A 17,241-nucleotide genomic window follows, 5' to 3' on the forward strand; every position below is an offset into this window, starting at 1 on the left:
CGGGCAAATGGCCGATTCGCACGGCACCCTTGCATGCCGGACACGGCTGCGAAGGGACCGAATATTGCCCGCCGGCGGCCTTCTATTGGGAGGCGAACGCGCCTATATTCCGGCGTCTTTTCCAAGAGGTAGGAATGTTTCGAGCGACCTGGACTGCCGCCCTTACGGCGCTGTGCGTAGCCTTTTCGGCCACCTTTAATCCGACTGCTGCGCAGGACCGTCGGGTCCCCTCGTCGCCGGCCGAGCTGCGGATGTCCTATGCGCCGATCGTGCAGCGGGTGCAGCCGGCGGTCGTCAACGTCTATGCCGCAAAGGTGGTGCAGAACCGCAATCCGCTACTGGACGATCCGATCTTCCGCCGCTTCTTCGGTGTGCCGGGCCAGCAGCCCGAGCAGATGCAGCGCTCGCTCGGCTCCGGCGTCATCGTCGATGCCTCCGGCCTCGTCGTCACCAACGTCCACGTCATCGAGGGCGCCGACCAGGTGAAGGTGTCGCTGTCGGACAAGCGCGAGTTCGAGGCCGAGATCCTGCTCAAGGATTCCCGGACCGATCTCGCCGTGCTGCGCCTGAAGGACAGCAAGGAGAAGTTCCCGACGCTGGACTTCACCAATTCCGATGAGCTCTTGGTCGGCGACGTCGTGCTCGCGATCGGCAATCCGTTCGGCGTCGGCCAGACCGTGACCCAGGGTATCATTTCGGCGCTGGCGCGCACGCAAGTGGGCATCACCGACTATCAGTTCTTCATTCAGACCGATGCGGCGATCAACCCGGGCAATTCCGGCGGCGCGCTGGTCGACATGGGTGGCAAGCTCGCCGGCATCAATACCGCGATCTATTCGCGCTCCGGCGGCTCGCAAGGCATCGGCTTTGCGATTCCCGCCAACATGGTGCGCGTCGTCGTCGCCTCCGCCAAGAGCGGCGGCAAGGCGGTGAAGCGGCCCTGGTTAGGAGCAAAATTGCAGGCGGTGACGCCCGACATCGCCGAGAGCCTCGGCTTGCGCTCGCCGACCGGTGCGCTGGTCGCGAGCGTGGTGTCGAACGGTCCGGCGGCGAAAGCCGGCCTGAAATCCTCCGACCTCATCACCGGGATCGACGGCCAGATCGTGGATGATCCCAACGCCTTCGACTATCGCTTCGCAACCCGTCCGCTCGGCGGCACCGCGCAGCTCGACGTGCAGCGCGGCGGCAAGTCGGTGAAGCTCACGGTAGCGCTGGAGACCGCGCCCGACACCGGGCGCAACGAGCTCGTCGTCACCGCGCGTTCGCCGTTCCAGGGCGCGAAGGTTTCGACCATCACGCCGGCCGTCGCCGATGAGCTGCGTCTGGATGCCGACACCGAAGGCGTCGTGATCACCGATATCGGCGGCGATACCGCGGCTGCGAGTGTCGGCTTCCAGAAGGGCGACATCATCCTGGCCGTCAACAATCAGAAGATCAGCAAGACCGGCGACCTCGAGAAGGCTGCAGGTGAACGGGCACGGATCTGGCGCATCACGCTGGTGCGTGGTGGCCAGCAGATCAACGTCACGCTGGGCGGATGAGTCCGAAGCGACCAACGGAGACACCGACTCTCTTTGCTGCGGCGGGGCTCGATCACGATGCTCCGCATCCGCTGCCGGACCGGCTGCGCCCGCGTGCGCTGTCGGAGGTCGTCGGCCAGGATCACATCCTCGGCCCGGACGGTGCGCTGACGCGCATGCTGGAAACGCGCACGCTCGGCTCGCTGGTGTTCTGGGGCCCGCCCGGCACCGGCAAGACCACGGTGGCGCGGCTCCTGGCTGACGCGACGGATCTGCATTTTGAGCAGATCTCTGCGGTGTTCTCTGGCGTCGCCGACCTCAAGAAAGCGTTCGATGCCGCGCGCGCCCGTCGCGAGATGGGCAAGGGCACGCTGCTCTTCGTCGATGAGGTGCACAGATTCAACCGCGCCCAGCAGGACTCCTTTCTGCCGGTGATGGAAGACGGCACTGTCGTCATGGTCGGCGCCACCACCGAGAACCCGTCCTTTGAGCTCAATGCGGCGTTGCTCTCGCGTGCGCGCGTGCTGGTGTTTCGCTCGCTCGATGCCGCCGCGATCGAAAAGCTGTTCGTGCATGCCGAAGCCGTCGAGGGCAGGAAGCTGCCACTCGATGCGGAGGCGCGCGCGGTGCTGGTGCGCATGGCCGACGGCGATGGCCGTGCGTCGTTGACGCTCGCCGAAGAAGTCTGGCGTTCGGCGCGGGCGGACGAGATTTTCAATGCCGCGCAGCTGCAGGAGATTCTGCAGCGCCGCGCGCCGATCTACGACAAATCGGCCGACGGCCACTACAGTCTGATCTCGGCGCTGCATAAATCGGTGCGCGGCTCCGATCCCGATGCTGCGTTGTATTATCTCGCGCGCATGCTGGACGCCGGCGAGGACCCGCTGTTCCTGGCCCGCCGCGTCGTGCGCATGGCGGTCGAGGACATCGGGCTGGCCGATCCGCAGGCGCTCGTCATCGCCAATGCCGCCAAGGACGCCTTCGACTTCCTCGGCCATCCCGAGGGCGAGCTCGCCATCGCCCAGGCCGTGGTCTATCTCGCCACCGCGCCGAAATCGAACGCGGTCTACACCGCCTTTGGCAGCGCGATGCAGGTCGCCAAGCAGGCCGGCTCGCTGCTACCGCCAAAGCACATCCTCAATTCCCCGACCAAGCTGATGAAGTCGGAAGGCTACGGCTCCGGCTACGCATACGACCACGACGCGCCGGACGCCTTCTCCGGCCAGGACTACTTTCCGGAGGCCCTGGGACGTCAGACCTTCTACGACCCGCCCGAGCGCGGTTTTGAACGCGAGATCAGGAAGCGGCTGGATTACTGGGCCAAGCTGCGCAAGGAGCGGGGCGGGACTTAGGGCTACAGGGCGTATATTTACGGTTTACGTAACGCGTAAATCTTGCTACTCGCCGGGGAAACTCCCATGGCTCATACACCAACACATCCCGGTGAGCATCTCGCCGAAGAACTGCGCGAACTCGGCATTTCGGCCGCAGAGCTGTCGCGTCAGATCGACGTACCTGTGAATCGCATCACCGGCATCATCAACGGGCAGCGCGGCATCACCGCCGACACGGCGTTGCGCCTGGGTCACTGGTTCGGCACCAGCCCGCAATTCTGGATGAACCTGCAACAGCAATATGAGCTGCGGCTGGCGGAGAAGGAGGTGGGCGCGCAGGTTGCGTCGCTGCCCCGCCGCGCCAATGCGCAGTCGACGCGAAAGCTTGGAAAAACCGCATGAGTCGCCGCATCAAGAGAATGAACCCAAAGCCGCGTTCGCGTGACGAGCGCGACGACTCGCGGGCGCATCAGGCGCGTAGCGCGAAGAAGGCCGGGCCGCGTCCGGGCGGCAAGCCCGGCGGGAAGCCGCCGCGCTTTGTCGGCGATCGCGCCGAGCGGCGTCCGCCAAAAGCAGTCCAGGAGAGGCCTGCGCCTGCAAAGTCCATCGAGGCGCTGCTGCCGACCAAGGTGCAAACCGTCACGGTCACGGCCGACGAGAACAACATGCGCGTTGACCGTTTCCTGGAAGCGCGCTTTCCCGGCCTGTCGTTCTCCCACATCCAGCGCGTCGTGCGCAAAGGCGAGCTGCGTGTCGACGGCAAGCGCGTCGACAGCAAAGACCGGCTGGAGGAGGGACAGAGCGTCCGCATCCCGCCGCTCAAGCTCGATGCGCCGAAGGTCGTCGGCGAGCTCTCGGAGGCCGCGCAGAAGACGCTGAAGGCGCTGAAGGAGATGACGATCTGGGAGGACGACGACGTCCTCGTCCTGAACAAGCCGGCCGGCCTTGCCGTGCAGGGTGGCTCGGGGATGACGCGGCACATCGACCAGATGCTGGAGGTGATGCGCGATGCCAAGGGCCAGAAGCCGCGTCTCGTCCACCGTATCGATCGCGAGACCTCGGGCTGTCTCCTGATCGCCAAGACGCGCTTCGCTGCCTCACACCTGACCGGCGCGTTCCGCTCGCGCTCGGCGCGAAAGGTCTATTGGGCCTTGGTGCCGGGCCTGCCGAAGCCGAAGCAGGGCCGCATCTCGACCTTCCTTGCAAAGGAGGAGGGCGAGGACGACACCATCATGCGCATCGCCCAGCATGGCGATGAGGGCGCCAGTCACGCGGTGACGTACTACGCCGTGGTCGAGACCGCCGGCAACAAGCTGACCTGGGTGTCGCTGAAGCCGGTGACGGGCCGCACCCACCAGCTGCGCGCCCACATGGCCCATATCGGCCATCCCATCGTCGGCGATCCCAAATATTTCAACATCGAGAACTGGCAGCTGCCGGGCGGCTTGCAGAACCGGCTGCATCTGCTCGCACGCCGGATCGTCATCCCGCATCCGCGCGGCGGCGTGATCGACGCCACCGCGCCGTTGCCGCCGCACATGCAGCAGTCGTGGAACCTGCTGGGTCTGGACGCAACCAGATTTGATCCGATCGAGAACGCGCCTGAAGAATAGTGAGGTTGAATAGGGGCGGCTGGCGCACGACATGTTCCCCCATGAGACGATTGTCGATCTGCTTTGCGCTCTTGGCTACTCTGTTGGTAGAGCCGGCCGCCCGCGCGCAATATGTCTCGCCGGACGCCGCGCGGCTCGCTCCACCGCTGCCTGCGCCGCCACCGCCGCCGAAGATCGAGGTGCCCAAGGTTCCGCAGTTTGACGCGCCGCCGCGCTACAATTACCAGCCGCTCCCGCGCAATTCGTTCAGCGATCGCGTCACGAAATGTCTTCACGACGGCGCAGCCGCAGGACTGGGGCCGGCCGATCGCGGCACGTACGCGCGCATGTGTGCGAACTAGCAGCACTCCTGGTCCTACTGGCGAGGTCGTGACGACACTGGTAATTCGACTGACGACAGGAACAAGAAAACGACATGCGCGAATTGTTCGAAGAAGCCGCGGGGCAGCTCCCGCCTGATCCCCGAGAATCGGCGCGCGCGTCCGCGCGCGCGCCGCTGCGCAAGCGCTTCTACAAGGAGGCCGGCGTCGTCGATGCCGAGGGCGGCTTCGCCATCACTCTCGACGGCAAGCCGATCCGTACGCCCTCCGGCCGCCAATTGGTGATCCCGACGCGCGCGCTCGCAGATAGTGTCGCCGCAGAATGGTCCGCCCAAGGCGAGGCGATCGATCCCGTGACCATGCCGTTGACGCGCATCGCCAACAGCGTGGTCGAGGGCGTTGTCGATCGCGTCGAGCTCGTCAGCGACGACCTCGCCAAATATTTCGAGTCTGACCTGCTGTTCTATCGTGCCGGCCATCCTGAGGGACTGGTCGCCCGGGAGGCCGCGCATTGGGATCCTGTGCTGTCCTGGGCGGCGCAGACGCTGGGTGCGCATTTCATCCTGTCTGAAGGCGTCATGCACGTGAAGCAGCCGGACGAGGCGGTGAAGGCCGTACGGGCCGCGCTGCCCGGCGACCCCTGGTCGGTCGCCGCGCTCCACATGGTGACCACCCTGACCGGATCGGCGCTGCTCGCGCTGGCGCTGGACCAGGACGTGCGCGATGCCGACCAGGTCTGGGCCGCCGCCCATGTCGACGAGGACTGGAACGTCGAGCAATGGGGCTTGGACGAGGAGGCGGCCGCCCGCCGCGCCGCCCGCCTGAAGGATTTCCAGGCCGCTGCGACGGTTCTGGCGGCGGTGAAGCCGCCGGCCGTGCCAGGTTAACGAGAGGTTTACGAGGCAGCGGTTACGGTAGCCAGCATTCCCCTAGGGCTGCCGAGATGCCGACGCCGGTCACCCCCATCGCTCCCGTCAACGCTGCCAGCCGACCGGCTGATGCGGCGACGCCGGATCTCGTGCTGCAAGCCGGCAGTGTCGTCGATGCCAGGGTGGTCAGCGTGCTCGCCGACAATCTGGTGCGGATCGCGATCGCCAACCTGGCGATGGACGTGATGTCGGAGGTGGCGCTGACGCCGGGGCAGAATCTCCAGCTCGCGGTCTCGCAGAGCAACGGCACCATTCGCCTTGCAGTCATGGCCGGGGCGGGCGAGGCGGCGGGAGATCAGGTCACGCTGACCCCGCGCGCGGCCTCGCTGGTGGACAGCCCGCCGCTGGCGCCGTCGGTGGCGACGGCACGGAACACCCTCACTCCGTCCGAGCAGGTCGCCGTCCAAACGGCCTCTGCCGGGGCCGTGACCAAACAGGGCAGCCAGGCGCCGCTGTTTGCCAACCTGGCCTCCGTCGTGACGAGCAGCAATCTGCCCGCCGGGCTGAAGCAGGCGGTGCTCGACGTGCTGGCGCAGCAGACGCCGCTCAACACCGCCCTCGACGGCGGTGATATCGAATCCGCCTTCCAGAAATCCGGATTGTTTCTCGAGTCGTCATTGGCCGCAGGCACGACACCGTCCTCCGGCGCGATCCCGGACTTGAAGGCCGCACTGCTGGTGTTGCGCCAGACCCTGGCATCGACCTCCGGCGCGGCGCAGGCAACTGCGTCAGCTGTGCCGTTGCCGGCGAGTGCTGCGGCCACGACGCAGACCGCAGCCTCCGCGCTGGCGGGCGAAACGGCCCAAGCGGCGTCGCCGGAACTCGCTCAACCGGCGCAAGCGTCGCGCGGCGCGCTCGCTGTCGCCGTGCTGGCCCATGCGGCGGGGAACAATCCGCAAGCCTTGGTGTCGCGCACCATGTCCGGGGGCCTTGCCGCGAGCTTGCTGCAGGAGGTCACCGAAAACCTGCCGCGCCTGACCGGCAACGTGCCGGGCTCCAACAAGTCCGTGCCGGACGCCCATATCTTCGAGGCGGCCGCACACCCGACACCTCCACCGGTCCGCGGTGCGCTGCCGGCGCCTCAGTCCATCGCCGCGCCGTCGCTCGCACCGGATACGCCGCTGGCTGCGACCGTGCATCGTCTGCTCGATGACACCGATGCCGCGATCGCGCGGCAGACGCTGTTGCAAATTGCCTCGCTTCCCGATCGCACCGACGCCAGCGGCCACCGCATCGATCCGGCCGTGCCGCAGTGGAATTTCGAGATTCCGTTCGCGACCCCGCAAGGTACCGCGATGGCGCAGTTCGAGATCTCGCGCGACGGCGGCAATGAGTCGGACGATCCCGCCAAGCGCGCCTGGCGCGCGCGCTTCTCGCTCGATGTCGAGCCGGCCGGACCCGTGCATGCGCTGATCACGCTGAACGGCGACAAGACCTTCGTTCGGATGTGGGCGGAGCGGCCGGTCACGGCGCAGCAGCTCCGCGCCGGCATCGGTGAGCTCAGCCAGGCATTGACGAAGGCCGAGCTCAAGCCCGGCGATATCGTGGTCCGCGACGGCACGCCGCCGGCTCCGGCGCCCGCTCGCGCCGGCCACTTCCTGGATCGCGCCACATGAGCAATCCCTCCAAGCTCGCGATCGCGCTGCATTACGAGAAGGGATCTGGCGCGCCCGTCGTCGTCGCCAAGGGCAAGGGCACGATCGGCGAGAAGATCGTCGAGATCGCCAAGGCCCACGACATTCCGATCGAGGAGAACGAGGTTCTGGCCGGCGCGCTGTCGAAGGTCGAGCTCGGCGACGAGATCCCGCCAGATCTCTACAAGGCCGTCGCCGAGGTGCTGGTGTTCGTGCTGCGGCTGTCGGGCCGGGGGCGGTAAACACAACCTGTCATCGTTTCAACACTTAGCGGCTGCATGGTCGCGCTGGTTTTCGCTGCTCACGGATATCGCTTTTGCTGACCCGCCGTTCCACCCTCGGCCTCCTCGCCGCAACCGCGATCCTGCCTCGACGCGCGCGCGCCCATGTCGCGCCGCCGCGCAATGAAATCCGCGACGCTCTTGCAAAGCGCTTCACCGACCTCGGCACGTCGGGCACCTTCGTCGGCTACAAGGTCGAGGACTATCTGATCGTCGCCAGCGACAAGGAGCGCTCGGGCGAGGGCAAGTTGCCGGCCTCGACCTTCAAGATTCCCAACTCGCTGATTGCGCTCGAGGCCGGTGTCGTCACTGACCCCGACAAGGACGTGTTTGCCTGGGACGGCGTCAAGCGCCCGATCGAGGCCTGGAACAAGGATCACACGCTGCGCAGCGCGATCGCGGTGAGCGCGGTGCCGGTCTATCAGGAGATCGCGCGCCGCATCGGCGAGGCGCGCATGCAGCAATATGTCGACGCGTTCGACTACGGCAATCGCGACATCGGCGGCGGCATCGACCAGTTCTGGCTCACCGGGGCCTTGCGCATCGATCCGGTCGAGCAGGTCGATTTCGTCGACCGGCTGCGCCGCCGCGCGCTGCCGATCTCAAAGCGCAGCCAGGATCTCGTTGCCGATATCCTGCCGGCGACGAAGGTCGGCGACGCCGTCATCCGCGCCAAATCCGGTCTCCTGGGCGCCGAGCGCGGCGAGCCGTCGCTCGGCTGGATGGTCGGCTGGGCCGAGAAGGGCGAGGCACATACCGTGTTCGCGCTCAACATGGATTGCAAAGAGCCACGGCACATCGAGGCTCGCATGACGCTGATGCAAGCCTGCCTTGCCGAGATCGGCGCGATCTAGCGCGACCGTGTGGTTGATGGAGAAGCAACCCGATCCCACACGGTCAGCTTAAGCGCGCGGTTGCAGATCAGCCGGCACCTGAACCTCGGTCGTCGCAATCAGGCGCCAATCGGCGAGCGCGGCCAAACGGTGGGGCTCGGCCTCACGCCGGTAATCGGAGCTCAAGACGATCGCTCGAAAGGTCGCGAAGTCAGGGTAACGGACGATTGCGGCGTCGTGCCAGGCTTCGCCTTGCGCGGCCACCAGCAGAGCTCCGACAGATCCAAGCCAAGTTGGCCTGACCCCTTGCGGAGTCGCGATCTTGCGAAATGCGGGGACATAGCGCGTAAAATAGGCTTCGCGGCCGCAACAGGCCGGAAGCTCGGACTTGTCCCGGTACAAGGCCTCATTCCGATAACGGAGAAGATTGATCATGAAGATAGGTTGATCTCCGGGCAGGCTCGAGCCTGCCATCGCGAGTGATGCATTATCGATATCGACGAACATTGTTCTCTCCGGTCGTGGGTTCTTGCTGCGCTGATATCGCTTTCGAACGCCCGGCCTTGTAGTGGTTTCGGTGTCACCGCTATGATGACGTCATGGCAACACCACGCAGCCATCGGCAACTCCTCGGCAATTCTGAGCGCCAACCCGGCGGTCCAGCTCGAGCTGAAAGTCGACGATTTCGGGGACGGAGTTCAGGCGTTGTCGGGTTTTGCCGTGAGCGCCCGGTCAATCGCAAAGCCGCCGATCTCGCTCATGGCCTGCGAGATCGGATCGCCGCGCCGGGCAAAGCCGCTGGAGAGATAATCGAACTGCGTCCGCGCCAGCCGCAGCACCTCGATCGGCACCGAGACCGCGGTTTCGTTGAAGCTGTCGACGGAGGCGCGCAAGCTGTCCAGCTCCGTCGTGAGCTTGCCAATATGCTGCTCGGCATGCTGCATCAGCGCGAGCAGCTTGCCGCGCTCGGCATCGAAGGCGGCGCGCTCGGCTGCGGTCGCGGCGGTGAGCTCGGCGAGCTGTGCCCGCAGCGCCGCGATCTGGCCGACCATGGCGTCGGAGGCGAGTTCGGCGGACTCGCGCAGCTCGGCGTTCCGCGTGCTCTCTTCCTGCGCCTGATGATAGAGCCGCTCGGCCGACATCGCCCGCTGGCCGAGCTGTTCGATCATGCTGGCTGCGCGCAGCAGCATCTCGCCGTTCCGCCCCGACACCATGCCGGCCATGCGGCGCAGGAAGTCGATCGTTTCGGACGCTGGGTTCGGCGGCAAGGGGACGACCGTCGCGGACATCTCGGTGATGCCAGTAGGTAGACGCTGGAGCCAGGGCAGATGATCACCGCCGTACCGACTGGGCTCACGCAACATTCGGCGCCTGATCTGACTCGGAGCAAGCCTGAATCGGTCGGCCCGGTCAACCTGCCGGGCTGCCAAATGTGAGGTCAGGAATCCTTCTGCCGCCCAATCCGCCCCAGGTGGGTGAAGCCGAACCCGGCGGAATATTTCAGGCCGTAGCCGAGCGCCCGGTCGATGCCGATATGGGCAAGCCAGATCAAGGCGATGGAGAGGATGAGGGGCGAGGCGAGGGCGAAGCCCAGCGTCAGCAGCGCCACCGGCACCAAGTAGCTGTGGGCGGCGTTGTAGACCATCGCGCCGAACCTGGCGTCGGACAGGTAGGCCAGGAAGCTCAGATCGGGTACGAAGAACAGCAGCGCAAACACCAGCCACGACCCGTCCCAGGCCGCATAGAGCGTCACCATCCCTGCAAACAGGGTGAGGCCCTCCAGCCGCAGCAGGATGTTGACGCCGCCTGTCGCAGCGCCCGTCTCGGCCGTTCCTTCGCTCACGCTCGCCTCCTGGGCAAAACTTTGTAATTCCTTGCGCTTTCCCGCTGCGGCAGGGCAGCCCTGCGACGGCGAAAGCGGCTTTCCGGGCCGCAAAATGCCGTGTTAGAACCCGCCCATCACTTAAGAACTGGCGGGAGCAAATGAAACACATCCTGGACGCCCTTGAAGATCGTCGTGCCGGCGCAAAGCTCGGCGGCGGGGAGAAGCGCATCGAGGCGCAGCACGCCCGCGGCAAGCTGACGGCCCGCGAGCGCATCGAGCTTCTGCTCGACAAGGGATCGTTCGAGGAGTTCGACATGTTCGTCGAGCACCGCTCCACCGAGTTCGGCATGGAGAAGACCAAGGTGCCGGGCGACGGCGTCGTCACCGGCTGGGGCACCGTCAACGGTCGCAAGACTTTTGTCTTTGCCAAAGACTTTACGGTGTTCGGCGGCTCGTTGTCCGAAACGCACGCGCTGAAAATTACAAAACTCCAGGACATGGCGATGAAGGCGAGGGCGCCCATCATTGGCCTGTATGACGCCGGCGGCGCCCGCATCCAGGAAGGCGTCGCTGCGCTCGCCGGCTATTCCTACGTGTTCCGTCGCAATGTGCTTGCCTCGGGCGTGATCCCGCAGATCTCCGTCATCATGGGCCCCTGCGCCGGCGGCGACGTCTATTCGCCTGCCATGACCGACTTCATCTTCATGGTGAAGAACACCAGTTACATGTTCGTCACCGGTCCCGACGTGGTGAAGACCGTGACCAACGAGGTCGTGACGGCCGAGGAGCTCGGCGGCGCCTCGGTGCACGCCACGCGCTCCTCAATCGCCGACGGCGCCTTCGAGAACGACGTCGAGACCCTCTTGCAGATGCGTCGCCTGATCGACTTCCTGCCCTCCAACAACACCGACGGCGTGCCGGAATGGCCGAGCTTCGATGACATCGAGCGGGTCGACATGTCGCTCGACACGCTGATCCCCGACAATCCGAACAAGCCCTATGACATGAAGGAGCTGATCCTGAAGGTCGTGGACGAGGGCGACTTCTTCGAGATCGCGGAAGCCTTCGCCAAGAACATCGTCACCGGCTTTGGTCGCATTGCCGGGCGCACGGTCGGCTTCGTCGCCAACCAGCCGATGGTGCTGGCCGGCGTGCTCGACAGCGACGCATCGCGCAAGGCGGCACGCTTCGTCCGCTTCTGCGACGCCTTCAACATCCCGATCGTCACCTTCGTCGACGTGCCGGGCTTCCTGCCCGGCACCGCGCAGGAATATGGCGGCCTGATCAAGCACGGCGCGAAGCTCCTGTTCGCCTATTCGCAGTGCACCGTGCCGCTCGTCACCATCATCACCCGCAAGGCCTATGGCGGCGCCTTCGACGTCATGGCCTCCAAGGAGATCGGCGCCGACATGAACTACGCGTGGCCGACCGCCCAGATCGCGGTGATGGGCGCCAAGGGCGCGGTCGAGATCATCTTCCGCTCAGACATCGGCGACCCCGACAAGATCGCCGCCCGCACCAAGGAATACGAAGACCGCTTCCTGTCGCCCTTCATCGCCGCCGAGCGCGGCTATATCGACGACGTCATCATGCCGCACTCGACCCGCAAGCGCATCGCGCGGGCGCTGGCGATGCTGAAGGACAAAAAGACGGAAATGCCGGCGAAGAAGCACGACAATTTGCCGTTGTAATAGGAGGTAGCCCGGATGAGCGCAGCGAAATCCGGGTCTTTGCCGAGGTCCCGCATGTCGCTTTGCTCATGCGGGCGACAGGCTCCTTCTGATTTGGCACGCTCGATCCAATGACCGAAGACGATCCGACCGATGAAATCTCCGATATCGAAGATCGGATCGAAGAGCTCGCCGAGATCGCTGAGCGGTGCCGCAAGTACATCCTGGCGTCCAAGATCGCGATCGGTGGCGGGGCGGCGCTGCTGCTGGTGACGATCCTCGGTCTGTTCGGATTTGGTCAGACTGCCGCGCTCGGATCGATTGCGCTGGTGCTCGGCGGGATCGTCTCGCTCGGCTCGAATGTCTCGACGTTGCGGCAGACGGACGAGGCCATCAGTGCTGCGGAGGCGCGGCGTGCGGCGTTGATCGGCAGCATTGACCTCAGGGTCGTTGCCGATGCGCCGCTGAAGCTGGTGTGAGGTGTAGGGTGGATTAGCGAAGCGTAATCCACCAAGGTGTGCGTCATCGGATGGAGAAGTGGCGGATTACGCTATCGCTAATCCGCCCTACGCATCAGACGCCTCCAGCGCCAGCAAGCCTCACGCGGCCTGCTTGACTGTCAGCTCCGACAATTCGGCGCGGCATTCGGCGGCGTAGGCCTGGAGCCGGTCGGCGGTCTGCCGGTCGAGGATGGCCTTGGCCAACCGCTCGGCGCGGGCGATCTGTCGCTTGAGATATTCGATGCGGACCATGGGTCACCTGTCGAATTGAATCGTTCCGATGCCGGCGACTCTATGCCAAGCAAAGCATCGATTATGTGAGGTGCATCACGTCCCACGCGCCTTATCCGCCGCGGCGAAATGCGCCAGCTGGTCGGCGTGGGCCTTGGCGAACGCCGGACGTCCGGTGGCGCGCGCGACGTAAGCGCGGCAGGCAGGACTATCCGTCAGCCCGTTGAAACCATCGACGACGCGCAGCACGTCCGCCATCAGGATGTCGGCGACGGAGAAGGAGCCCGCCAGCCATTCGCGGCTGCCCAGCACCGGCTCGAGATGCTTGAGCCGAAGCTTGAGGAAGTCATCCACGAACTTCCATGCTGCCGTGTCGGTCGGATGTCCCATGAATTTCGACATGCTCCAGGGCAGGCTGGCCATCTCCACCGAATTGAGCGCCGCGAACACCCATTCCGCCGCTTCAGTGCGGCCGCGCTGGTCCTTTGGCATCAGCCTCTCACTGAGGCCGCCGAGATGCAGCAGGATCGCGCCGGTCTCGAAGATCGAGAGGTCGCCGTCGGTCAGCCACGGAACCTGGCCGAACGGCTGGTGGGTGAAGTGCGCTGGCGCGCGATCGTCGAACGGAGTGCTGGCGACGCGATAGGGCAGGGCGGCCTCTTCGAGGGCCCAGCGCACGCGGAAGTCGCGCACGAAGCCTCGCGGCGCTGCGGGAACCCAATCGAAGGTGGTCAGGGTGAGGTCGGCCATTTCCTGTCTCCGTGTCCTGGTTCGATGCAAAGGACGAACGAAGGGCGCCCGTTCCGACACCGGAGGCAACTCTTTTTGTCGCCGGCGGCTTGAGCGGTTAGTCTCGCGTCAAACAACAGGAGGAAACCCGATGCCAGCAGCCTTCTTCGTCGTTCGCGCCATCGTCTCCGACGCCGAAAAGCGCGCTGCTTTCGACCGATGGTACGAGACGGAACATTTGCCCGACGCGGTGCAGGCCTTCGGCGTGAGCAAGGCGTGGCGATTCTGGAGCCTCGACGATCCCTCGCTGCACCAGGCGATCTATCAGTTCGATGACGAGGCCAAGCTGAACGCGATGCTGAAAGGTGACGCGCTGAAAAAGCTCGTCGCCGATTTCAACCGCGACTGGCCCGACGTGAAGCGCTCGCGCGAGACGCTGGTGCTGGCGCAGGAGTTTGCGACGTAGGTCCTGTAACCCGGACGGAGTTACGAATTCTTCATCTCGGCTCGCATGAATCTGAACGCCGGCTTCAGCTTCGGTTCATGGCGTTGCGGCGACATTCCTTCTGCATCACGGGTACGATGATCCAAGAAGGAAGAAACGATGGAGCGCCGGAACTTTTTGAAACTTGCCTTGGGATTGACGGCGGGCGCCGCTGCCTTCGCCGCGACCGCGGCACAGGCCGCGCCGCTGTCACCGCAGCCGCTCGCTGATCCCACTCACGCGCCGCAAGGCAATCCCGACGCTCATCCCGCTGTCACGACCAGTGAGGAAGCTGCGCAACTCGCTCCTGAGCAGGTTCACTGGCGTGGGCGTGGCCGCCACTGGGGCTGGCACCGCCGTCATTGGCGCCGGCGTCACCGGCGCTGGCGCCGCCGCCATTATTGGTAAGCTCGCGACCATTCGCGGACTCGACGGGGATCGCCGCTGGCGGTCCCCGTTTCGATTCTGGAGACGCCCGGCTCCGTGGGCGAAAGTCAGAGCGCCAAAAGAAAATGGCCGCGCAGCGGGTGCCGCGCGGCCATTCTGGAGTGCGAAGAAGATCAGTAAGGACGGCAGCGGCCGGCGTACCAGCGGAAGCCGTAAGGGCAGACGCGCGCGCGGGGCACCACGACGACCGGTGGGGCGACCACCACGGGGGCGGGGCGCACGACGACCGCGCCACGCATCGGGCGGCACTGACCATAGGGGCCGCGATAAAACCCTCGGCCGCAGCCCTCGGCGGCGCTGGCCGCCTCGCTGAAACCGACGACGGCCGCGCTGGCGAGCATGACGGCGGCTAACAGGTATTTCATTTTTGATCTTCCTTCTCGTCCTGGGGGCAGGCTTAGGGGGATGGCGCTTGTGGCGCACAATGAATCAACAGACACGATTCGACACGTTAAAATTGGAGAAACGTGCCGGCACGTTGCGATCCAAACCTGCCAATCATGACCTGAATGCGGCATGAACGTTCCCCGCATCTGGTCCCGGACGACACGCTGGTGTCGCTAGCGGCCGAGAAAGCCCAGCACCAGTTCCTTGTACGTCTCCGGCGCCTCCAGGAACACGAGATGGCCGGTGTCGGGGATCACCTCGGCCCGCGCGTTCGGCATCTTCGCGGCGAGCTGCTTCGCAAGCTCTGCGTTCTGCCCCATCTTGGCCCGCAGCGCCTCCGGCGCGAGCGGCCGGCCCGGCGCGTTGTGGTCGTCCGCGCCCATGATGAACAGAGTCGGTGTCGCGATCAGCGGGATCTCGTGCGCCACCGGTTCACGATAGATCATCTGGCCGGAAGAGACGAAGGCGCGCAGCCAGCGCGGATAGTCCGGGCTGCCCTTGATATTGAAGCGGGCCTCGATGAACGGCGTGATCGCCTCGGCCGGCAGCTTGATTGCGTAATTGGTCTGGAGCTGCTTGCGATAGCCGTCGGCGGTGAGCTTGTCCTCGGTCTCGATCATCTTCTCGGTCGGCGTCGGCGGCACGTAGAGGCGGTAGTCCTCGAGCCCGATCGGCGCGGTCAGCACCAGATGGACGAGGCGGTCGGGATAGGCCCGGGCGACGCGCACGCCGAGCATGCCGCCGAGCGAATGCGCGACGATCTCGGCCTTGTCGATTTTGAGGTGATCGAGCAGCGCAATGGTGTTGCGCGCCAGATTGTCGAAATGCAGCTCGCCCGCCGGCTTGGAAGACTTGCCGAAACCGACCTGGTCCGGCACCACGACACGAAAGCCGGCCTCGCTCAGCATCTTGATCACGGGCGCCCAATAGCTCGACGGAAAATTGCGCCCGTGCAGCAGCACGACGGTGCGGCCGTTCGGCCGTGCCGCGGCGACATCCATATAGGCCATGCTGAGCTGCTCGCCGTCGTTGACGACGGGGAGCAAGTGCACGGGGTAAGGATAGGCAAAGCCTTCGAGCGCGATGCCATAGGGCTCGCGGGGCGTGGCATCGGCGGCGTAGGTCGATGTGAGTTGGAAAGTAAGAAGGGCGGCGGCGAGCGCGGCCAGGAAGATGCGGTTCATCACAGTCTCCGTCATGCCCGGGCTTGTCCAGGGCATCCACGTGCCAGCCGCAATAAAGACGTGGATGGCCGGGTCAAGCCCGGCCATGACGAGAGTGCACATTCACACGCAAGCGTGCGATCTCACAGAGCTTGTGTGATCAGTCCTTCCCATTCGCGAACAGCGCAGCGAACTGCTTCTCGCCGGTACGGGTGAAATTCACGATACGGCTGCCGGGCGTGGGATCGCGCGCGGCCCACTTCAACTCGGCGAACCGTTGCATCATGGCCGCGCCCAACGTGCCGGCGAGATGGTGCCGCCGCTCGCTCCAGTCGAGGCAGGCCTTGCAGACCGGGCGGCGCGGATGGCTGAGCATGTCGGGCGAGATCTGCAGGTGCTTCACAAGAAAGCGCTCGCCCTCGGCGGTCAGCTCGATCTCCTGCTTCCTCTGCCTGACCAGATGCCGCTCGCGCAAGGAGTCCAGCATCTGCACGCCGAGGTCGCCGGCGAGATGGTCGTAGCAGATCCGCGCGCGCCGCAGCGCAGGGTCCTTCGGCCCGGTGCGCACGCGCATATGGCCGGTCCGCGCGGCAAGGCCGGCGAGCCCCTCGAGCACGCCGGCGACGTCGTCGTCGGTGAGGCGGTAATAGCGGTGGCGGCCCTGTTTCTCCGGCTCGATCAGGCCGCCGGCCTCGAGCTTCGACAGATGCGAGCTTGCGGTCTGCGGCGTGATGCCGGCCTCCTGCGCCAGCTCGCTCGCCGTGAGCGCACGGCCGTTCATCAGCGCCGTGAGCATATTGGCGCGGGCGGGGTCGCCAACCAGCGAGGCGACCATGGCGATGTCGGGTCCTGATTTCATGCTTCGATGGTAACCGAAGCGTTGGTGTCGGGCAAGGGCGTATCGTGTCACCACGTCGTCATTGCGAGCGTAGCGAAGCAATCCAGACTGCGTCCGCGGAGGGACTCCTGGATTGCTTCGCTATGCTCGCAATGACGGCGAAAACAAAGGAGCCCATCATGTCCGTCACCGTCTTCATCCGCTACCAGCTCGATCCGTTCAAGCGCGCGCAGTTCGAGGAATATTCGAAGCGCTGGCTCACCATCATCCCAAGATGTGGCGGCGAGTTGATTGGCTACTTCATGCCGCATGAGGGCACCAACAACATCGCGTCCGCCCTGATCTCGTTCGAGAGCCTGGCCGCCTATGAAGCCTATCGCAAACGGCTGCGCGCCGATCTCGACGGTATGGCAAACTTCAACTTTGCGGAGGCGGAGAAATTCATCCTCGCCGAAGAACGCACCTTCCTGCGCAAGGTGGTATTGTAGGCCGACCAACAGCAG

At 65.3% G+C, this 17,241-nt stretch carries 22 protein-coding genes; 14 read left to right on the plus strand and 8 right to left on the minus strand.

Going from position 1 to position 17,241, the window contains the following annotated elements:
* Positions 1–134: 134 nt before the first annotated feature.
* The 9 genes from I6F24_RS06345 to blaOXA all read left to right on the plus strand — a co-directional run bounded on the left by I6F24_RS06345 (position 135) and on the right by blaOXA (position 8,485).
* Complete coding sequence (locus I6F24_RS06345; RefSeq protein WP_036011123.1) at positions 135–1,541, plus strand: DegQ family serine endoprotease; 1,407 nt, start codon at positions 135–137, stop codon at positions 1,539–1,541.
* A complete protein-coding gene (locus I6F24_RS06350; protein WP_225151418.1) occupies positions 1,538–2,872 on the plus strand; it encodes a replication-associated recombination protein A in 1,335 nt (444 codons plus the stop codon). Before I6F24_RS06345 ends, I6F24_RS06350 begins: the two co-directional genes overlap by 4 nt.
* Before the next feature lie 66 nt (positions 2,873–2,938).
* Complete coding sequence (locus tag I6F24_RS06355; protein ID WP_057029643.1) at positions 2,939–3,256, plus strand: HigA family addiction module antitoxin; 318 nt, start codon at positions 2,939–2,941, stop codon at positions 3,254–3,256.
* The gene (locus tag I6F24_RS06360; protein WP_225151420.1) at positions 3,253–4,467 is read left to right on the plus strand and encodes an RluA family pseudouridine synthase; all 1,215 of its coding nucleotides are present in this window, start codon (positions 3,253–3,255) and stop codon (positions 4,465–4,467) included. Before I6F24_RS06355 ends, I6F24_RS06360 begins: the two co-directional genes overlap by 4 nt.
* Before the next feature lie 83 nt (positions 4,468–4,550).
* Entirely contained in the window at positions 4,551–4,808 is a 258-nt protein-coding gene (locus I6F24_RS06365; protein ID WP_311735310.1) for a hypothetical protein, read from the plus strand.
* A 74-nt stretch (positions 4,809–4,882) separates the two neighbouring features.
* Positions 4,883–5,674 (plus strand): ATP12 family protein, encoded by a 792-nt coding sequence (locus I6F24_RS06370; protein ID WP_225151421.1) that lies wholly within the window; start codon positions 4,883–4,885, stop codon positions 5,672–5,674.
* A 56-nt stretch (positions 5,675–5,730) separates the two neighbouring features.
* On the plus strand, positions 5,731–7,332 hold the full coding sequence (locus tag I6F24_RS06375; protein WP_036027571.1) for a flagellar hook-length control protein FliK: 1,602 nt from the start codon (positions 5,731–5,733) through the stop codon (positions 7,330–7,332).
* Positions 7,329–7,592, plus strand: a complete 264-nt coding sequence (locus I6F24_RS06380; protein WP_036027569.1) for an EscU/YscU/HrcU family type III secretion system export apparatus switch protein — start codon at positions 7,329–7,331, stop codon at positions 7,590–7,592. The genes I6F24_RS06375 and I6F24_RS06380 overlap by 4 nt, the downstream gene beginning before the upstream one ends.
* 74 nt (positions 7,593–7,666) lie before the next feature.
* Positions 7,667–8,485 carry a class D beta-lactamase gene (blaOXA, locus tag I6F24_RS06385; RefSeq protein ID WP_074448157.1) on the plus strand — a complete coding sequence of 273 codons (819 nt, stop codon included), beginning with the start codon at positions 7,667–7,669 and terminating at the stop codon, positions 8,483–8,485.
* 48 nt (positions 8,486–8,533) lie between these two features.
* Here the strand turns inward: blaOXA and I6F24_RS06390 are convergent, their stop codons facing one another.
* The 3 genes from I6F24_RS06390 to I6F24_RS06400 form a co-directional block, all read right to left on the minus strand.
* A complete protein-coding gene (locus I6F24_RS06390) occupies positions 8,534–8,971 on the minus strand; it encodes a hypothetical protein (protein WP_036027565.1) in 438 nt (145 codons plus the stop codon).
* Positions 8,972–9,162: 191 nt separating this feature from the next.
* Positions 9,163–9,753, minus strand: a complete 591-nt coding sequence (locus I6F24_RS06395; protein ID WP_036027564.1) for a hypothetical protein — start codon at positions 9,751–9,753, stop codon at positions 9,163–9,165.
* A 149-nt stretch (positions 9,754–9,902) separates the two neighbouring features.
* Complete coding sequence (locus I6F24_RS06400) at positions 9,903–10,307, minus strand: DUF4260 domain-containing protein (protein WP_036027562.1); 405 nt, start codon at positions 10,305–10,307, stop codon at positions 9,903–9,905.
* Positions 10,308–10,447: 140 nt separating this feature from the next.
* Here I6F24_RS06400 and I6F24_RS06405 point away from each other — a divergent pair, with 140 nt between their 5' ends.
* Positions 10,448–11,980, plus strand: a complete 1,533-nt coding sequence (locus tag I6F24_RS06405) for an acyl-CoA carboxylase subunit beta (RefSeq protein WP_025036964.1) — start codon at positions 10,448–10,450, stop codon at positions 11,978–11,980.
* Positions 11,981–12,090: 110 nt separating this feature from the next.
* Positions 12,091–12,438 carry a hypothetical protein gene (locus I6F24_RS06410; RefSeq protein WP_036027561.1) on the plus strand — a complete coding sequence of 116 codons (348 nt, stop codon included), beginning with the start codon at positions 12,091–12,093 and terminating at the stop codon, positions 12,436–12,438.
* A gap of 120 nt (positions 12,439–12,558) precedes the next feature.
* On the opposite strand, the gene I6F24_RS06415 is transcribed toward I6F24_RS06410, so the two are convergent.
* Together I6F24_RS06415 and I6F24_RS06420 are read right to left on the minus strand one after the other, a co-directional pair.
* A complete protein-coding gene (locus tag I6F24_RS06415) occupies positions 12,559–12,711 on the minus strand; it encodes a hypothetical protein (protein WP_193374987.1) in 153 nt (50 codons plus the stop codon).
* 75 nt (positions 12,712–12,786) lie between these two features.
* Complete coding sequence (locus I6F24_RS06420) at positions 12,787–13,440, minus strand: glutathione S-transferase family protein (RefSeq protein ID WP_225151423.1); 654 nt, start codon at positions 13,438–13,440, stop codon at positions 12,787–12,789.
* Between the two features lie 130 nt (positions 13,441–13,570).
* On the opposite strand from I6F24_RS06420, the gene I6F24_RS06425 reads away from it, so the two are divergent.
* Positions 13,571–13,885, plus strand: a complete 315-nt coding sequence (locus I6F24_RS06425) for a hypothetical protein (RefSeq protein ID WP_225124917.1) — start codon at positions 13,571–13,573, stop codon at positions 13,883–13,885.
* 138 nt (positions 13,886–14,023) lie between these two features.
* On the plus strand, positions 14,024–14,311 hold the full coding sequence (locus I6F24_RS06430) for a twin-arginine translocation signal domain-containing protein (protein ID WP_225147659.1): 288 nt from the start codon (positions 14,024–14,026) through the stop codon (positions 14,309–14,311).
* Positions 14,312–14,463: 152 nt separating this feature from the next.
* Here the strand turns inward: I6F24_RS06430 and I6F24_RS06435 are convergent, their stop codons facing one another.
* The 3 genes from I6F24_RS06435 to I6F24_RS06445 all read right to left on the minus strand — a co-directional run bounded on the left by I6F24_RS06435 (position 14,464) and on the right by I6F24_RS06445 (position 16,759).
* Entirely contained in the window at positions 14,464–14,715 is a 252-nt protein-coding gene (locus I6F24_RS06435; RefSeq protein ID WP_036011098.1) for a hypothetical protein, read from the minus strand.
* A gap of 195 nt (positions 14,716–14,910) precedes the next feature.
* Positions 14,911–15,921 carry an alpha/beta hydrolase gene (locus I6F24_RS06440; protein ID WP_225151426.1) on the minus strand — a complete coding sequence of 337 codons (1,011 nt, stop codon included), beginning with the start codon at positions 15,919–15,921 and terminating at the stop codon, positions 14,911–14,913.
* Positions 15,922–16,060: 139 nt separating this feature from the next.
* Positions 16,061–16,759, minus strand: a complete 699-nt coding sequence (locus tag I6F24_RS06445) for a winged helix-turn-helix domain-containing protein (protein ID WP_225132582.1) — start codon at positions 16,757–16,759, stop codon at positions 16,061–16,063.
* Positions 16,760–16,917: 158 nt separating this feature from the next.
* On the opposite strand from I6F24_RS06445, the gene I6F24_RS06450 reads away from it, so the two are divergent.
* Positions 16,918–17,226, plus strand: a complete 309-nt coding sequence (locus tag I6F24_RS06450) for an NIPSNAP family protein (RefSeq protein ID WP_036011128.1) — start codon at positions 16,918–16,920, stop codon at positions 17,224–17,226.
* Positions 17,227–17,241: the final 15 nt, after the last annotated feature.

Source organism: Bradyrhizobium sp. BRP23 (assembly GCF_020194135.1).
Lineage (GTDB): Bacteria > Pseudomonadota > Alphaproteobacteria > Rhizobiales > Xanthobacteraceae > Bradyrhizobium > Bradyrhizobium yuanmingense.

What these genes read in the sequence shown, in the direction of transcription:
- I6F24_RS06345 (WP_036011123.1), top strand. Translation starts at nt 135, where the DNA reads ATGTTTCGAGCGACCTGGACTGCCGCCCTTACGGCGCTGTGCGTAGCC.
- I6F24_RS06350 (WP_225151418.1), top strand. Translation starts at nt 1,538, where the DNA reads ATGAGTCCGAAGCGACCAACGGAGACACCGACTCTCTTTGCTGCGGCG.
- I6F24_RS06355 (WP_057029643.1), top strand. Translation starts at nt 2,939, where the DNA reads ATGGCTCATACACCAACACATCCCGGTGAGCATCTCGCCGAAGAACTG.
- I6F24_RS06360 (WP_225151420.1), top strand. Translation starts at nt 3,253, where the DNA reads ATGAGTCGCCGCATCAAGAGAATGAACCCAAAGCCGCGTTCGCGTGAC.
- I6F24_RS06370 (WP_225151421.1), top strand. Translation starts at nt 4,883, where the DNA reads ATGCGCGAATTGTTCGAAGAAGCCGCGGGGCAGCTCCCGCCTGATCCC.
- I6F24_RS06375 (WP_036027571.1), top strand. Translation starts at nt 5,731, where the DNA reads ATGCCGACGCCGGTCACCCCCATCGCTCCCGTCAACGCTGCCAGCCGA.
- I6F24_RS06380 (WP_036027569.1), top strand. Translation starts at nt 7,329, where the DNA reads ATGAGCAATCCCTCCAAGCTCGCGATCGCGCTGCATTACGAGAAGGGA.
- I6F24_RS06390 (WP_036027565.1), bottom strand. Translation starts at nt 8,971, where the DNA reads ATGTTCGTCGATATCGATAATGCATCACTCGCGATGGCAGGCTCGAGC.
- I6F24_RS06395 (WP_036027564.1), bottom strand. Translation starts at nt 9,753, where the DNA reads ATGTCCGCGACGGTCGTCCCCTTGCCGCCGAACCCAGCGTCCGAAACG.
- I6F24_RS06405 (WP_025036964.1), top strand. Translation starts at nt 10,448, where the DNA reads ATGAAACACATCCTGGACGCCCTTGAAGATCGTCGTGCCGGCGCAAAG.
- I6F24_RS06410 (WP_036027561.1), top strand. Translation starts at nt 12,091, where the DNA reads ATGACCGAAGACGATCCGACCGATGAAATCTCCGATATCGAAGATCGG.
- I6F24_RS06415 (WP_193374987.1), bottom strand. Translation starts at nt 12,711, where the DNA reads ATGGTCCGCATCGAATATCTCAAGCGACAGATCGCCCGCGCCGAGCGG.
- I6F24_RS06420 (WP_225151423.1), bottom strand. Translation starts at nt 13,440, where the DNA reads ATGGCCGACCTCACCCTGACCACCTTCGATTGGGTTCCCGCAGCGCCG.
- I6F24_RS06425 (WP_225124917.1), top strand. Translation starts at nt 13,571, where the DNA reads ATGCCAGCAGCCTTCTTCGTCGTTCGCGCCATCGTCTCCGACGCCGAA.
- I6F24_RS06430 (WP_225147659.1), top strand. Translation starts at nt 14,024, where the DNA reads ATGGAGCGCCGGAACTTTTTGAAACTTGCCTTGGGATTGACGGCGGGC.
- I6F24_RS06435 (WP_036011098.1), bottom strand. Translation starts at nt 14,715, where the DNA reads ATGAAATACCTGTTAGCCGCCGTCATGCTCGCCAGCGCGGCCGTCGTC.
- I6F24_RS06440 (WP_225151426.1), bottom strand. Translation starts at nt 15,921, where the DNA reads ATGAACCGCATCTTCCTGGCCGCGCTCGCCGCCGCCCTTCTTACTTTC.
- I6F24_RS06445 (WP_225132582.1), bottom strand. Translation starts at nt 16,759, where the DNA reads ATGAAATCAGGACCCGACATCGCCATGGTCGCCTCGCTGGTTGGCGAC.
- I6F24_RS06450 (WP_036011128.1), top strand. Translation starts at nt 16,918, where the DNA reads ATGTCCGTCACCGTCTTCATCCGCTACCAGCTCGATCCGTTCAAGCGC.